Genomic DNA, 15,751 nt, shown 5'->3' with positions numbered 1-15,751 from the left:
TCCGAGGCCGGCTGCCGTACGGCTGCGGACAGGTTGCCGGGACGAGGGCTCCGATGGTCGCGGGAAGCGGGAAGCGGGGAGCGGGGAGCGCGGAGCGCGGAGTGGGAGGGAGCGGGGAGCGGGAAGGGGCGGGAGCGGGAGCGGGAGGGGGCGACAGCGGGCAGCGGGGGCGGGAGCAGCTAGAGCCCCGGTTGCGCGGGCCGCGCCCGGAGGTAACGGCGCCAGCCGCCGTACTCCGTGATGTCCTCGGCCCCTTCGAGCGCGCCGGGCTCGCACAGAAATCCGGTTACGTGCGTGCCGTCGGCCAGCTCGACCCGGCCCAGAGCCATCGGCCGGGGCAGGTCGGCGAGCAGGCGCCCGAGGCCTTCGGCGGGCAGCCGCCACACCTCTGCCTCGATGGCGTTCCCGCCGGTGCCCACGTGGACCAGGCCGGGCTTGGGAGGCGTGGTGGACAAGGCGTGCAGACGGTAGGCGGGTGCCGTCGTGGTCGTCCGTTCCCACTCCGCTCCCAGGGAGAGGAGCTGGGGGTTGAGCGGCTGGCCCGACAGGTGTGCGCCGACGACGGCGATCCGCAGCCGCGGCTGGAGCAGCCGGGCGATCCGGGCCAGGCGCTCGTCCGTGAACGCAGGACCGATCAGCATCACGCCGAAGGGCAGCCCGTCCACGGTGCCGCCGGGAACGGCGACCGAGGCCAGGTCGAAGAGATTCGTGGAGTTGGTGAAACGGCCCAGGCGGGCGTTGGCGCCCAGCGGATCGGCGGCCACCTCGGCGAGCGTGGGGTGGCCCGGCGTGGTCGGCAGCAACAGTGCGTCCGCGTCGCCGAGTCCAGCGAGCGCCCGGGCGCGGAGCTCGGCCAGCCGGTCCTGATCCGCGTACAGCTGGTGGGCCGGGATGTCCCGGGCGCGGGTGATGATTCCGGCGACGGTCGGGTCGAGCCCAGCACCCCCTTCACTGATCAACTTGTCGATAAAGCTCCCCACGGCGGTATAGCGCTCGGCGACGAACGCGCCCTCGTAGAGCATCGCGGCGGCCTCGGTGAACGGCGTGAGGTCGAGGGCGCGCACCTCCGCACCCGCCGCCGTCAGCTGGGCCACCGCCGCCTCGTACGCCTTTGCCCAGCCCTCGTCCAGCTCGCCGAGCTGTGCCGTCGGCGCCACGGCGACGCGCCAAGGGCCGGGGGCCCGCTGGGGGAGCGGCGGGAGGTCGCGGCCGGACGGGGACGTCATGTACGCGAGCGCCTGCTCGGCCTCCGGGAGCGTACCGGCGAACACGGTCACGCAGTCCAGTGAGGCGCAGGCCGGGACGACGCCGGTCATCGGGACCAGGCCGCGGGTCGGCTTCAGGCCGACGATGCCGTTGAAGGCGGCGGGGACGCGGCCCGAGCCGGCGGTGTCCGTACCGAGGGCGAAGTCGACGATGCCGAGGGCCGTGGCTACGGCCGATCCTGAGCTGGAGCCGCCGCTGACCCTGCTCGGGTCGAGGGGGTTGCGTACGGCGCCGTAGGGGGAACGGGTGCCGACCAGGCCCGTCGCGAACTGGTCCAGGTTCGTGGTGCCCAGCACGATCGCGCCTGCGGCGCGGAGGCGGGCGACCACGGGGGCGTCGCCCTGCGGGGTGTACGCGTAGGCCGGGCAGCCGGCGGTGGTGGGGAGGCCCGCCACGTCGATGTTGCCCTTCGCGGCGAAGAGCTTGCCGGCCAGGGGGAGGGGCTCGCCCGCGTTGACGCGGGCGTCGATGGCCCGGGCTTCCCGATCGACCTCCGCCCGGGGGCGTAGGTCGATCCAGATCTCGGGGTGGTCGACGGCCTCGATGCGGGCGTACGCCATTTCGACTCGGGTCACGGTGGACATGGGTGCTCCTTGCTGCTCGGGGGCGGGCCGGTGGGTGGTCTGTGCCCACCCGTTCCGCCCTTGCGAAACGCCTGGTCACAGACCACCGGGCGGGTTTTCAAGGCACTGCTGGTCCCGTCGGCGCGAGGACCATCAGGGCCGTGCCCGCTTCCACCTGGTCGCCCGGCCTGGCGAGGATCTCCTTCACGATGCCGTTCATCGGGGCGGGCACCCTCGACTCCATCTTCATCGCCTCCAGGGCGAGGAGGGGCTGGCCGGCCGTCACCGCGTCGCCCGTTCGCACGTTCAGCTGCCATACCGACGCCGCGAATTCGGCCTCGATCAGGCGGCCGCCCTCGGGCACCGAGACCTCCACGGGGGGCGCGGCCGGCGCGGTCGCCGCCGCTGCCCGTGCGAACTCTCCCGCCGCCTCCCAGGCATCCCGTTCCGTCGAGAAGGCGGCGCCCTGCCGGGACCGGAACTCCGCGATGGAGTCGGCGTTCTCGGCGAGGAAGGCCTCGTACGCGGCGAGTGAGAACTCGCCCTCCTCGATCCGGGGGACGAAGCGGCCCGAGGTGATGTCGGCCCGCAGCTGCAGCAGTTCCTCGGCCGACACCGGGTACCACTTGATGCGGTCGAAGAAGCGCAGCAGCCACGGCGAGCCCGGCTCGAACGCGCCGCGCTGCTGCCAGCCCGACCAGACCTGGGTCGTGCGGCCGACGAACTGGTAGCCGCCGGGGCCCTCCATGCCGTAGACGCAGAGGTAGGCGCCGCCGATGCCGACCGAGTTCTCGGCCGTCCAGGTGCGCGCCGGGTTGTACTTGGTGGTGACCAGGCGATGGCGCGGATCCAGCGGTGTCGCCACCGGGGCGCCCAGGTACACGTCGCCCAGGCCCAGGACGAGGTACTCCGCGTCGAAGACCGTCCGGTACACGTCCTCCACCGCGTCCAGGCCGTTCACACGGCGGATGAACTCGATGTTCCACGGGCACCAGGGGGCGTCGTCGCGGACGCCCGCCATGTAGCGGGCGATCGCCTCGCGGGTGGCCGGATCGTCCCAGGAGAGCGGGAGGTGGACCGTGCGGGAGGGGACCACCAGCTGGTCGGAGTCAGGGAGCGCCGCGGCGACGGCCCTGACGGTGGTGAGGAGCGCGCGCTGCGGAAGCCTGCGCGGGTCCGTCTGGATCTGCAGGGAGCGAATGCCGGGTGTCAGGTCCGTGACGCCGTCGAGATCCGCCTCGGCGACCGCCTCCATCAGCGCGTGGACGCGCATCCGCAGGGCCAGGTCCAGCTGCATGGGGCCGAATTCGACCAGCAGGTTGTCGTCGCCGCTGCGGCGGAAGGTCACGTCACCGTCCCGGGCCAGCACCCCGCCGTCCACGATCGCGGGCCGCGCCGAGCCGTCCTCGGCGAGCGGCGCGAAGCGCACGGTGTCACCGGGACGGAACTGCCCGAGCTTCCAGCGCTCCGTACTGACGACCGTCGCCGGGCAGACGAAGCCGCCGAGCGAGGGACCGTCCGGGCCGAGCAGCACCGGCATGTCGCCGGTGTAGTCGACCGCGCCCACCGAGTAGGGCGTGTCGTGGATGTTGGACGGGTGCAGACCCGCCTCGCCGCCGTCCGTACGCGCCCAGCGGGGCTTCGGCCCGACCAGCCGTACCCCCGTGCGCGCCGAGTTGAAGTGGACCTTCCAGCCGGCGGCGTAGAAGTCGTGGATGTCGTCCTCGGTGAAGAACTCCGGTGCCGCGTGCGGGCCTTCGAGGGCGCCGACCCGCCAATCGGACGTGAACACGGGCCGATCGCCCACGGGCACGGGCGCCCCGTGGTCCGTCACCGACCCGCCGTGCAGCACGTCCCCGGTCCGCAGTGACCGCCCCCCGTGGCCGCCGAAACGGCCCAGCGTGAACGTGGCCGCGCTGCCGAGGAACGCCGGCACGTCCAGGCCGCCGCCCGCGACCAGCACATAGGTGCGCAGCCCGTGCTCGGTGGGGGCGCCCACCTCCAGTACGGCTCCCGCGGGCACCGCCACCGGTTCCCACTGGGCGACCGGCGCGCCGTCCACCGTGACCGGCGCGGGAGCACCGCTGACGCACACGGTCGTGGCGTGGGTGAATCGCAGCGTCGGTCCCTGCAAGGTGCACTCGAGCCCCGGCGCGCCCTCGTGGTTGCCGAGCGCCCGGTTGCCGAGCCGGAAGGACAGGTCGTCCATCGGGCCGCACGGCGGCACGCCCACCTGCCAGTAGCCGGTGCGGCCGGGCCAGTCCTGCACGGTGGTGAGGGTCCCGCCGGCCACGACCTCGATGCGCGCCGTCGGGTCGGTGATGCCGGCCAGCGTCGCCGTCGAGTGCGTCGCCGCCCGGAAGGACTCCTCCGCGAGCGCCGCCCGCACCAGCCCCAGGTTCGTCTCGATGCCGTCGACCCGGGTCCTGGCCAGCGCCTCGTCGAGGCGTTCCAGGGCGTGCGCCCGGTCCGGGCCGTACGCGATGACCTTCGCGAGCATCGGGTCGTACGACGTGGTCACCTCGGTGCCCGTCTCGACCCAGCCGTCCACGCGGACACCGCCGGGGAACTCGACCCGTGTCAACAGGCCCGCGCTCGGCCGGTGTTCGCGCGAGGGGTCCTCGGCGTACAAGCGGGCCTCGACGGCGTGACCGCGGGGCGCCCCCGGGTCCCGTACGACATCCGATTCCCCGCGCGCCAGCCGCAGCATCCAGGCGACGAGGTCGACGCCGTAGATCTCCTCGGTGACCGGATGCTCCACCTGGAGGCGGGTGTTGACCTCCAGGAAGTAGGCCTCCTCGTGGGCGGCGTCGTAGACGAACTCGACGGTTCCGGCCGAGCGGTAGTCCACGGAGGCGCACAAGTCGCCTGCCGACGCGGTGAGTTGGTCGCGGACGCGCGGGGGCAGCCCCGGGGCCGGAGCCTCCTCCAGCACCTTCTGGTTGCGGCGCTGGAGCGAGCAGTCGCGGTCGCCGAAGGTGACGACACGGCCCCGGCCGTCGCCGAAGACCTGCACCTCGACATGGCGGGCGTGCTCGACCAGGCGCTCCAGGAAGACCCCCGCCGAGGAGAAGGAGGCCGCGGCGACGCGCTGCACCCGCTCCCAGGCCTCGGTCAACTCATCGGCGGAGCGACATGCCGACATACCGATGCCGCCGCCACCGCCGGTGGCCTTGAGCATGACCGGATAGCCGATGCGGTCGGCGGCCTCCAGGGCTTCCGGAAGGCCGGGCAGGAGCCCCGTACCCGGCGCCAGCGGTACTCCCGCCGCCTCGGCCGCCGCCCGCGCCGTGTGCTTCGCGCCGAACAGCTCCAGCTGCTCCGGCGTCGGCCCCACGAACACGATCCCGGCGTCCTCGCAGCGCCGCGCGAACGCCGCGTCCTCGGACAGGAAGCCGTACCCGGGGTGGATCGCCCCGGCACCGGTGTCCTTGGCCGCCTTCAGGATCAGGTCGGCGTCGAGGTACGACTCCTTCGCGGGCGCGGGTCCCAGCCGTACGGCCTCGTCGGCGAGCCGGACGTGGGGTGCGGAGCGGTCGGCGTCGGAGTACACGGCGACCGTGCGCACGCCGAGTTCGCGTGCCGTCCGGATGATCCGCACCGCGATCTCGCCCCGGTTGGCGACGAGCAGCGTGTCGAAGGTCATTCCGGCGCCCCGATGGTCATCTCCACGGCGGTCGGCTCGAAGCCGTTGCACGGGTTGTTGATCTGCGGGCAGTTGGAGACCAGCACGATCACGTCGCGCTCGGCGCGCAGGGTGAGCCTGCGCCCCGGGGCCGAGATGCCGTCGACGATGCCGAGGGTGCCGTCCTTCTCGACCGGGACGTTCATGTACCAGTTGATGTTCGAGACGAGATCGCGCTTGCCCAGGCCGTATTTGGCGCCCTCCGCGAGGAAGTTGTCGACGCAGGCGTGCTGGGACCAGGTGTGGTGCCCGTACCGCAGCGTGTTCGACTCCTTGGAGCAGGCGCCGCCGACCGTGTCGTGCCGGCCGACCTCGTCCGCCAGGAGGGTCATCAGCGGGGTGTGCTCGTTGGACATGAGCACACTGCCGGTGGTCAGGAAGAGGTTGCCCTGCGCGTGGATCGTGTCGGGCGCGCTGTAGCGGACGGCGGTGTCGTGGGCGTCGTACACGAGGAAGTCGACGGCCTGGTTGCCGTGCAGATCGGTGACGGTGAGCGTCTCGCCGGTGCGGACGACGGCCGACCAGGCGGCCCGGGCCGGAATGACGGTGCGGGTCATGCGATCCCCCTCGCGGCAAGGAATTCGGCGGTGTTCAGGAACGCGCGGCGGCCCTCGGGCGTCGCCTCCCACAGCGGGTCGCCCGGCTTGGTCGCCTCCGAGCGCCAGGCCAGCACCTCCAGCGGGGTGCTCACGTACTCCGACCGGGGATCGGCAGGGTGCGGCACGTTCGCGATCAGCACGGTCACGTCCTGCTCGGCGCGCAGGGTCACGCTGCCGCCGGGCCCGGCCGAGCCGGCGAAGTCCAGCGAGCCGTCGTCGCGGACCTCCACGCCCTGGAAGAAGGAGAGCGAGGGCGGCAGATCACGCGGTTCCAGACCGTTCTTGGCGGCGGCCAGCTTGAAGAGCTCGCGGCCGGCCGGGGAGGGGGACTGCGGCGTCCCGTCCCCGTACCGCTCGGTGTTCCGTACGAGCGTGGAGGTGCCGCACAGCGCGTCGTGCCGCCCGGAGGTGTCGGCGATCACCGAGGCCAGCACCCGGCCCTGGTCGGACAGGAGCAGCTGCCCCTCGCCCAGGTAGGCGTTCCACTGGACCTTGACCGTGTCCGCCACGTTGAGGCGCTCCCAGGGGCGGTCGGCGACGTACAGCAGGAGGTGCGCGCACGCGTCGCCGCGCAGGTCGGTCAGCCGCAGCTCGGTGCCGCGGGCCAGCACCTTGTGTGTGTAGTTGCCGCCCGCCACCGTCTCCGCCCACACCAGGTGGCCCGCCTCGCAAGGCGGTGCCGGCCAGGCGTTCGCCGGGACGACGGGCATGGCCTCGGCGCGGGTGCCTTCCTGGGATCGGGCATGGTCGCGGGCTCCGTAAGTGGTGGCTGTCGCCATCGCGGGACCTCCGGCTGTTGACGGCTCGGGTCATTTCTGTCGCCCGACAGAAATTAGGAGCCCAGGGGGTCGGAGCCGTTGCCCGTGCATTGCCGTGCGGTTACCGATCCCTCACCGGGGGCGCCGGAGCGCGCCCCAAAGGGGCGCGGGGCTGTGACACCATGCGGCTCCGCCGCGCGGGCACGACCAGCCACGGCGGACCCGCAGCTGGTGCCGCGGCAGGCAACGTTTGCCCGTCAAGGAGCGGCGTCCGGTGCGTGCTCTCGGTGTGCCGGCCGGAAGTCCTCGTACTGGACGTACTTGGGCTTTCGGCCGGTGCGGCGAGAGGGCGTGCCGGGCGTCGCGACGGGGCGAACGTTGCCTGCTGGGGCACTAGGATCGAACGCATGGGAACCGGTGGCGGACGGCGCGTCGGCCGGCCGCGCGCAGCGCAGCGGCCGGACAGCGGGCTGACCCCGCGCGCCGAACTGCTCGATGCCGCCGCCGAGTTGTTCACCACGCACGGCTACGCCGCGACGACCACCCGTGCTGTCGCCGAGCGGGCCGGCATGCGCCAGGCATCCATGTACCACTACGTCTCCGGCAAGGAAGAGCTGCTCGCCGAGCTCCTGGAGTCCACGGTCACGCCGTCGCTGTCCTTCGCCCGCGAGCTCCTCGCGGACGACGCGACCCCGGCGGAGCGCCGACTGTGGGAGCTGTGCCGTACGGATGTGGAGCTGCTCTGTGGCGGCCCGCACAACCTCGGCGGGCTCTATCTGCTGCCCGAGGTGCGCACCGAACGCTTCGCGGGCTTCCATGCCGTACGGGCCGAACTCAAGGACGCCTACCGGCAGTTGCTCGCGGCGACGACGGCGGGGGGTGCGCTCGCCAAGAGTGAGCTGGATCTGCGTACAGATCTGCTGTTCGGGCTGATCGAGGGAGTCATCCTCGTGCACCGCTCCGATCCGGACCGGCCGGTGTCGGCGTTCGCCGAGGCCACGGCGGACGCGGCGCTGCGGATCGCCGGGATCTGAGCCGGACTCCGAGCGAAGTCCGAGCCGGAGTCCGAGCCGGAATTCGATCGCAGTCCGAGTCCGAGTTCGATCGCAGTCCGAGCCGGAGTCCGACTGCAATTCGAGTGGAGTCCGGCCCGAGTTTCCGGAGTTTTCACCCCCCTGAGGGGTGACTTTCGTATGCCCGTACGCCATCACGCACCGTGTGCGGGTGAAGCCTCAGCGTGCAAATGGGGCCGAGGGTACTCCTGCCTCCAAGGCGATTTCAGGTGCTTGCTGAATATGACACAGCGATGATCCGGTCGGACTAAGCTCGCCCGCAGCGCACCGAGTTGAGGTGTATTCGTGCGCTTGTTCCCAAAAGTTCCGAAGATTCAGTTTGACCATGCCGTTTCCCCCACAATCTCCCCCTACCCCCCAGCCGATTTGTCTCAGAGGGCATACATGGTGAGTGTTCAATCGCCTCCCGGCGGCCGTGAACTTCCCTACGCGCGCGTGCTGTTGCTGCCGGCCATACTGATGGCCGCGGCGACCGGAGCCGCCGTCGCCGTCGTGACCGACCCGGCCCGGGCCGCCGTCGGCTGGTGCGGCGGCATCGCGACGCTCCTGGTCGTCGCGATCGGCGCCGAAGCCGTACGCCGCGGCCGCATCGCCCGCGACCTGCGCACCGAACTCGCGCGACGCACCGCTTCCTTGGAACAGCGCATCACCGCCCACGACCAGGACATCGTGTACCTGCACGAGGACGTCCTGCCCGCCGCGCTCGACCAGCTGCGCGGCGGCGATTCGCCCGCAGAGGTGATCCGCACCCTTGGCCGTGACAACCCGGGCCACGGCGGAATCCCCGAGTCGCAGCGCGATCTGCTGAAGACGCTGCTCAAGATCATCGACACCGAGGAGTCGATGCGCGACGCGGCGCAGCGCTCCTTCGTCAACATCGCCCGGCGCGTCCAGGCCATCGTGCACCAGCAGAACAACGAACTGCGCGAGATGGAGGAGGACCACGGGCGCAACCCCGAGGTCTTCGACGACCTGCTGCGCATCGACCACGGCACCGCGCTGATCGGCCGGCTCGCCGACTCCATCGCGGTCCTCGGCGGCGGCCGTCCCGGACGCCAATGGCCACAGCCCGTACCGCTGTTCAGCGTGTTGCGCGGCGCGATGTCCCGGATCCTCGAGTACCGCCGCATCGAACTGCACAACATCGTCGACGTCGCCGTCAAGGGCGTATCCGTCGAACCGCTCATCCACGCCCTGGCCGAGCTCCTCGACAACGCCACGCGCTACTCGCCGCCGCACACCAAGGTGCACGTCACCGCCATCGAGGTGCAGACCGGCGTCGCCATCGAGATCGAGGACGGCGGCGTCAGCCTCAGCGACGAGGCACGCGGAAAGATCGAGGAGCTGCTCCGACTGGCCGCGGCCGGCGTCGACCCGAACGTCATGGGCCAGGCCCCGCGGCTCGGCATGGCGGTCGTCGGCCGACTCGCGCAGATGTACAACATGCAGATCTCGCTGCGGCAGTCCGCGTACGGCGGCGTCCGCGCCGTCCTCATCGCGCCCCGCGACATGCTCACCACCGACCCGGCTCCCGGTCTCGCGCACGGCGTCGGCGCGGCCTCCGTCACGGGTGTCGACACCGGCGGCGTCGAGGGTCCCGCGCGCAAGCCCAAGAAGCGCCGCCCGACCACCGGTCCCCGGATCCCGGCCCCGATGGGCGAGGCCATGGAGGACGACGTCCCCACCGTCACCGAATGGACGGCCAACGGGCTGCCGCAGCGTCGCAGCCGGGTCAAGGTCCCGCTCAGCCAGCGGTACGCCGAGGCCGCCCGGGCCGAGGCGGAGGCTGCCGAGGCCAAGGCCGCTGCGGCCTCCGCATGGTCACCCGAGCCCGTCCCGGAGGAGAAGGAACCCGAACCGGGGCTGTGGGTCGAGGCGTTCATGAACGGACTCAAGGGTGACCCGGACCCGACCGCATTCACCAGGAACAACGAGCCGGCCCCTGCCGAGGCCGACGACGAGGGGGACCTCAAGTGATCCAGCAGCGAGCCAACTTCGACTGGATGCTCAAGGAGCTCGCCGACGGCGTACCGGGCATCCAGCAGATCGTGGTGCTCTCCGCCGACGGCCTGCGCATCGCCCGCTACGGCGGGGATCCGGACGCCGCCGACCGGGTCGCCGCGGCCTGCGCGGGCCTGCAGAGCCTGGCCGGAGCCGTCGCGAGCGAGATCCCCCGCAGTGACGGCCGGATGCGGATGGTCATCATCGAGATCAACGGCGGGTACTTCTATCTGATGTCCGCGGGACCCAACGCCTATCTCGCGGTGCTCGCCAACCAGACCGCGGAACCGGGGCTGATGAGCAACCGCATGCGTGACCTCGTCGTTCGGATCGGCGCCCATCTGACGAGTCCGCCGCGGCGCAACGGGCAGACCGTATGACTCCTCCGCAACGCCGGCGGCGCTACCCCAAGGAAGAAGAACCTCCGGAGCCCCCTCAAGCGGGTTCCGCTCCGGAGGGCCAGGACAACCCGAAGGACCCCGGGCGCCTGTATGTCCTCACGGGCGGAGGAGAGGGCGGTGATCGGGCCGACATCGACCTGGTCACGTTAATCGTGGCGCGCGCCGACGCGCCGCCGCCCGCCGCCCAGCCGGAGCAGACGGCGCTGCTGCGGCTCTGCAAGGCCCCTCTGTCCGTGGCCGAGCTCTCGGCCTATCTCAACCTGCCGTTCAGCGTGGTGACCGTCCTGCTCACCGAGCTGCTGGCGGCCGAACTGGTACAGGCGCGCGCCCCGATCGTCCGCTCGGCGCTCCCCGACCGTTCCCTCCTCGAAGCGGTGATGCATGGACTTCAAAAGCTCTGACACCATCACGGGCCCTCGCGCCGAGGACCATCTGCCGCACACCACACAGGCGGCGGTGAAGATCGTGATCGTGGGCGGCTTCGGGGTCGGCAAGACGACCATGGTGGGATCCGTCAGCGAGATCAGGCCGCTGACCACCGAAGAGACCATGACGCAGGCCGGCATCGGAGTCGACGACAACTACGGTTCCGAGACCAAGACGGCCACCACCGTCGCCATGGACTTCGGCCGCATCTCCCTCACCGAACAGCTGGTGCTCTATCTGTTCGGTACGCCCGGGCAGGAGCGCTTCTGGTTCCTGTGGAACGGCCTCTTCGAGGGCGCGCTCGGCGCGGTCGTGCTGATCGACACCCGCCGCCTGGAGGTCAGCTTCGACGTGATCGGCCGCCTGGAGGAGCGCGGTGTGCCGTTCGTCGTTGCCATAAACGACTTCCCGGACGCGCCCCGTTATCCGATCGAGGACCTGCGGACCGCGCTCGACCTGTCCGCGGAGATCCCCATCGTGAAGTGCGACGCGCGCCGCAGGGCCTCCAGCCGGGACGTCCTGATGACGCTGATGCGCTTCCTGCACCAGCTGGCCATGTCCCAGGCGCGTGCCTGAGCCCGCGACCCACAGCAGCACATACGTCAACTCCCCATAAACCGGATCCATTTCAGTTTCGGAGCGATCACCGTGACGCCTGAATCCCACTCCCCGACCGGTACGGACGACCCCACGCTCGGTCCGCCGCCCGGCTGCCCCGCCCACGGCCTCGGTCCTGGCGGGCTGCACCGCCTGTACGGACCCGAGGCGGAGGACCTGGGAGCCCTGTACGAGAAACTCCGTGCCGAACACGGCGCCGTCGCCCCCCTGCTGCTCCATGACGACGTGCCGATCTGGGTGGTGCTCGGCCACGGCGAGAACCTGCACATGGTGAGCACCCCCTCGCACTTCGCGCGCGACAGCCGCCTGTGGACCGCGGTCCAGGACGGCACGGTGGCGCCGGACAACCCGCTGATGCCCCTCATCGCCTGGCAGCCCATCTGCTCGCACGCAGAGGGCGACGAACATCTGCGGCTGCGCGGGGCGGTCACCGGCGCCATGACGACCATCGACTTCCGCAGCCTGCGGCGCCACATCAACCGTTCGACGCAGCGCCTGGTCAATCAGATCTGCGAGATCGGCAAGGCCGACCTGGTCGGCCAGTTCGCCGAGCATCTGCCCATGGCCGTGCTCTGCGAGATCCTCGGCATGCCCGAGGACTACAACGACCGCATGGTGCACGCCACCCGCGACCTGCTCAAGGGCACCGAGACCGCGATCGCCAGCAACGAGTACGTCATGAGTGTGCTGATGCAGCTCACCACCCGGCGCCGCGCCATGCCCGAGGACGACTTCACCAGCCACCTCATCAACCACCCGGCCGGGCTCACCGACGACGAGGTCGCCCAGCATCTTCGGCTCGTCCTGCTCGCCGCGTACGAGGCCACGGCCAACCTCATCGCCAACGTGCTGCGCATGGTGCTCACCGACCCGCGCTTCCGCGCCCAGCTGAACGGCGGCCAGATGACGGTGCCCGAGGCGGTCGAGCAGTCCCTGTGGGACGAGCCGCCGTTCAGTGCCGTCCTCGGCTACTTCGCCAAGCAGGAAACGGAGTTGGGCGGCCGGCGTATCCGCAAGGGCGACGGACTGCTCTTCGCGATCGCGCCGGGCAACGTCGACCCACGGGTCCGCCCCGACCTCGCCGCCAACATGCAGGGCAACCGCTCCCACCTCGCGTTCGGCGGCGGCCCGCACGAGTGTCCCGGTCAGGACATCGGCCGTGCCATCGCCGATGTCGGCGTCGACGCACTTCTGTTGCGTCTGCCGGATGTCGAACTCGACTGCGAGGAGAGCGAGTTGCGCTGGCGCGCGTCGTTGTCGTCGCGCCACCTGGTGGAGCTGCCCGTGCGGTTCGTGCCGAAGCCGCCGCAGGACGTGATGCAGCGTCCCGCCGTCAACGCGGTGCCGCGCCAGCGGCCGAACTGGCAGGTCACCACGGATAGGGCCGAGCCGGTCGCGCCCGCACCGGAGCCAGTGGCTGCCCAGCCCGCGCCGACACCGGAGCCTGCCCGGCGTCTCGGCGCCTGGCAGCGCTTCCTGCGCTGGTGGCGCGGTTACTGACCGGCTGCGCGGCGAGGGCCGGGGCCGCTCCGGGGAGCTGCCCCGGCCCTGGCGGTCGTGCGACGCGTACGCGTCACGGGGTGCCTGTGCGTCGGAGCGTGCCTGCATGTCAGCGGGTGCCTGTGTGTCAGACAGTGCCTTGGCGTCGCGGGAGGCCCACGTATCGGGCGGTGCCTCCGCGTCGCGGGACGCCCGCATGTCGGGCGGTGGCCTCCCGCGTAGGGGCACGCCCACCTGTCCGCGTGGGGTCACGCCCACCTGTCAGGCGATGGCTATGCGTCGCGGGACGCCCACGCGTCGTACGAGGCCCAGGCCGCCAACTCCCGCTCGCTGACGAACCGGTGCGCGTGCCCCGTGACCGGATCGGTGAACTCCAGCACCCGCGCCAGCAGTTGCAGCGGGCGCCGGAAGTCACCGGCCGGCACGGGGCCGGTCACCACCGGGTAGAGCGGATCGCCGAGGATGGGCACGCCCAACGTGTTCATGTGGACCCGGAGTTGATGGGTCTGCCCGGTGCTGGGCGTCAGCCGGTAACGCCCCACTCCGTCGCGGTGGTCGCGCAGCTCGACCCGGCTGACCGCGTTGGGCTCGCCCGCCACCTCCCTGGCGGCCAGCACCCCGCGCTCCTTCACGATCCGGCTGCGGACCGTACGCGGCAGGTCCAGCTCCGCGTCGTACGCGGCCACGGCCTCGTACTCCTTGCCGACGAGCTTGTCGCGGAACAGCGACTGGTACGCGCCGCGTTCCTCGGGCCGTACGGTGAACAGCACCAGTCCGGCGGTGAGCCGGTCCAGGCGGTGCGCGGCGCCCAGCGTCGGGAGGTCCAGCTCCCGCCGCAGCCGGGCGAGAGCGGTCTGGGCGACATGGCTGCCGCGCGGGGTGGTGGCGAGGAAGTGCGGCTTGTCGGCCACCACGATGTGCTCGTCGCGGTACACGACGTCGAGCGCGAACGGCACCCGCTCCTCGTCCGGCAGCTCCCGGTGGAACCACACGAACATCCCCGGCACATACGCCGCGTCGGCGCTCAGCGGCCGCCCGTCCTCCCCGATGATCAGCCTCTCGCCGATCATCCGGTCGATCACCCCGGCCCCCGCCGCGAGCCGCTCCACCAGATGCTCGCGCACGGTGGCCCAGCCCCCGCCCTGCGGCAGCTTGATCCGCACGGGGTCGACCCCGTCGCGCTGCGGCAGGGGGGAGGGCGGGATCCGGGGCTTGCGTCTCACCTGGTCAAGCGTACGAGGCCCGCTGGCGGTCAGGCGTACGCAGGTGCCTCTGCCACCGTTGCCCGCGCCCGGTACGCCCGGTACGCCGCGCCCGCGACCAGCGTCACGCCCAGGAAGAGCAGGGTGAACCACTGGAAGTACCAGTGCCCGCCCGCCGGGTCGTACACCGCGGCACGGGGCCAGGCGAGGTTGACGGTCATGAAGAGGCCGTAGAGGAGGGCGATCGCGTTGACGGGGGCACCCCAGCGGCCGAGGGAGAAGAGGGGGCGGCCCTCCTCGTCGACGCCGTCGGAGCCGGGGAACTCACCGCGCAGGCGGCGCACCAGCAGTGGTCCGGTCACCATCGCGTACGCCAGATACAGCATCACGATGCAGGTGGTGCCGATCGCCAGGAACGCGTCCGGGGAGGCGAAGTCGAGGAGCAGCAGGGCGGCGGCGAGGATGCCCACGACCAGAGCGGGGGCGCTCGGCATGCCGGTGCGCGGGTTGACCTTGGCGAGGCGGCGGGAGAAGGGGAGCTGGTTGTCTCGGGCCATCGAGAAGAGCATGCGGCAGGCGGCCGTCTGGATCGCCAGCGTCGCCACCGCGATGGCCACCACCACGTCGGCGAGCAGCGCACGGCCGATTCCGTCGCCGAGGCTGCTGGTCAGGACGTAGCTCAGGCCGTCGACACCCAGGTGTCCGTCCGTGAGGCTGGGGGCCGCCAGGAGTCCGCCGAGGACGATCAGCCCGCCGAGCAGGCCGGCCGCGCCGAGCGCGGTGAGGATCGTACGGGGCGCGGTACGGCGGGGGTTGTGGGTCTCCTCGCTCATCTCGCCCGCGCTGTCGAAGCCGATCATCACGTACGCGGCCATGAACGACCCCACCATCAGCGCCCCGAAGAGGCCGGTGCTGCCCTCGCCGGTGTGGAAGGTGATGCCGGGGGAACGCTCGGAGTGCGTGAGCAGAAGCACGATGATCAGGACCGCGCCGATGATCTCGGCGGTCACGCCGACTCGGTTGATCACGGACATCACACGGTTGTCGACGACGTTGACCAGTGTGGTCAGGACCAGCAGGATCACGCCGAGCACGGCGGCGTTGGCCGCTCCGTCCGCACTCGTGGGCGCCGGGTCGCTGCCCACCAGCTGGAAGCCGGACCAGATCGCCGGCAGCACCATCTGCAGCGCCAGCGCCGCCGCCGCGACCACCACGATCTGCCCGATCACCATGATCCACCCGGCGAACCAGCCGAACGAGAGGTTCGACAGGCGGGACGACCACTGGTAGATCGCGCCCGAGAGCGGATAGCGCGCGGCCAGCTCCGCGAAGCACGCGGCGACCAGCAACTGGCCCACCAGCACGGCCGGCCAGGTCCAGAAGAAGACCGGACCGCCGAACGCGTACCCGAAGGCGAAGAACTGGAAGACGGTCGTCAGGACGGAGATGAAGGAGAACCCGGCGGCGAACGAGGCGTACCGGCCGAGGCTGCGATGCAGCTCCTGGCGGTAGCCGAACTCGGCCAGGGAGCGGTCGCCGGAGGACTCCGGCGGGTCGGGGCGTACGTCGGAGGGGGCGGTAGTGGTCACGGCGGCACCTGCCTTCGGCGCGGAAGGGTGGGCGGGATCTGCGGGGGATCCGAGCGGGATTCCTGTCGGG

The 15,751-nt window shown here is 71.5% G+C and carries 12 protein-coding genes; 6 read left to right on the top strand and 6 right to left on the bottom strand.

The genetic code is table 11. The features are described 5' to 3' along the window. Positions 1 to 179: 179 nt before the first annotated feature. The 4 genes from atzF to ACIBK0_RS07400 all read right to left on the bottom strand — a co-directional run bounded on the left by atzF (position 180) and on the right by ACIBK0_RS07400 (position 6,892). On the bottom strand, positions 180 to 1,850 hold the full coding sequence (atzF, locus tag ACIBK0_RS07415; protein WP_399076604.1) for an allophanate hydrolase: 1,671 nt from the start codon (positions 1,848 to 1,850) through the stop codon (positions 180 to 182). 97 nt (positions 1,851 to 1,947) lie between these two features. After that, positions 1,948 to 5,475, bottom strand: a complete 3,528-nt coding sequence (locus ACIBK0_RS07410) for a 5-oxoprolinase/urea amidolyase family protein (protein WP_399076602.1) — start codon at positions 5,473 to 5,475, stop codon at positions 1,948 to 1,950. Then, complete coding sequence (locus tag ACIBK0_RS07405; protein WP_399076601.1) at positions 5,472 to 6,071, bottom strand: urea amidolyase associated protein UAAP2; 600 nt, start codon at positions 6,069 to 6,071, stop codon at positions 5,472 to 5,474. Before ACIBK0_RS07405 ends, ACIBK0_RS07410 begins: the two co-directional genes overlap by 4 nt. Then, positions 6,068 to 6,892 (bottom strand): urea amidolyase associated protein UAAP1, encoded by an 825-nt coding sequence (locus ACIBK0_RS07400; protein WP_399076599.1) that lies wholly within the window; start codon positions 6,890 to 6,892, stop codon positions 6,068 to 6,070. The genes ACIBK0_RS07405 and ACIBK0_RS07400 overlap by 4 nt, the downstream gene beginning before the upstream one ends. Positions 6,893 to 7,278: 386 nt before the next feature. On the opposite strand from ACIBK0_RS07400, the gene ACIBK0_RS07395 reads away from it, so the two are divergent. The 6 genes from ACIBK0_RS07395 to ACIBK0_RS07370 all read left to right on the top strand — a co-directional run bounded on the left by ACIBK0_RS07395 (position 7,279) and on the right by ACIBK0_RS07370 (position 12,890). Further along, complete coding sequence (locus ACIBK0_RS07395) at positions 7,279 to 7,905, top strand: TetR/AcrR family transcriptional regulator (RefSeq protein WP_399076597.1); 627 nt, start codon at positions 7,279 to 7,281, stop codon at positions 7,903 to 7,905. A gap of 423 nt (positions 7,906 to 8,328) precedes the next feature. Beyond that, positions 8,329 to 9,921, top strand: coding sequence for a sensor histidine kinase (locus ACIBK0_RS07390; RefSeq protein WP_399076595.1), 1,593 nt, complete (start codon positions 8,329 to 8,331; stop codon positions 9,919 to 9,921). Further along, complete coding sequence (locus tag ACIBK0_RS07385) at positions 9,918 to 10,325, top strand: roadblock/LC7 domain-containing protein (protein WP_369245368.1); 408 nt, start codon at positions 9,918 to 9,920, stop codon at positions 10,323 to 10,325. The genes ACIBK0_RS07390 and ACIBK0_RS07385 overlap by 4 nt, the downstream gene beginning before the upstream one ends. Next, positions 10,322 to 10,747: a DUF742 domain-containing protein gene (locus tag ACIBK0_RS07380; RefSeq protein WP_399076593.1), complete on the top strand. Its 426-nt coding sequence runs from the start codon at positions 10,322 to 10,324 to the stop codon at positions 10,745 to 10,747. Before ACIBK0_RS07385 ends, ACIBK0_RS07380 begins: the two co-directional genes overlap by 4 nt. Then, entirely contained in the window at positions 10,728 to 11,348 is a 621-nt protein-coding gene (locus ACIBK0_RS07375; RefSeq protein ID WP_399076591.1) for a GTP-binding protein, read from the top strand. The genes ACIBK0_RS07380 and ACIBK0_RS07375 overlap by 20 nt, the downstream gene beginning before the upstream one ends. Before the next feature lie 72 nt (positions 11,349 to 11,420). Further along, positions 11,421 to 12,890, top strand: coding sequence for a cytochrome P450 (locus tag ACIBK0_RS07370; RefSeq protein WP_399076589.1), 1,470 nt, complete (start codon positions 11,421 to 11,423; stop codon positions 12,888 to 12,890). A 272-nt stretch (positions 12,891 to 13,162) separates the two neighbouring features. On the opposite strand, the gene ACIBK0_RS07365 is transcribed toward ACIBK0_RS07370, so the two are convergent. Further along, a complete protein-coding gene (locus ACIBK0_RS07365; RefSeq protein ID WP_399076586.1) occupies positions 13,163 to 14,113 on the bottom strand; it encodes an RluA family pseudouridine synthase in 951 nt (316 codons plus the stop codon). Positions 14,114 to 14,142: 29 nt separating this feature from the next. Further along, on the bottom strand, positions 14,143 to 15,681 hold the full coding sequence (locus tag ACIBK0_RS07360; protein ID WP_399076584.1) for an amino acid permease: 1,539 nt from the start codon (positions 15,679 to 15,681) through the stop codon (positions 14,143 to 14,145). Between the last annotated feature and the right edge of the window lie 70 nt (positions 15,682 to 15,751).

The organism is Streptomyces sp. NPDC050564, assembly GCF_044457265.1.
Classification (GTDB): domain Bacteria; phylum Actinomycetota; class Actinomycetes; order Streptomycetales; family Streptomycetaceae; genus Streptomyces.
Note: the sequence above shows the minus strand (reverse complement) of the source record. Positions and strands in the feature narration are given on the sequence as shown.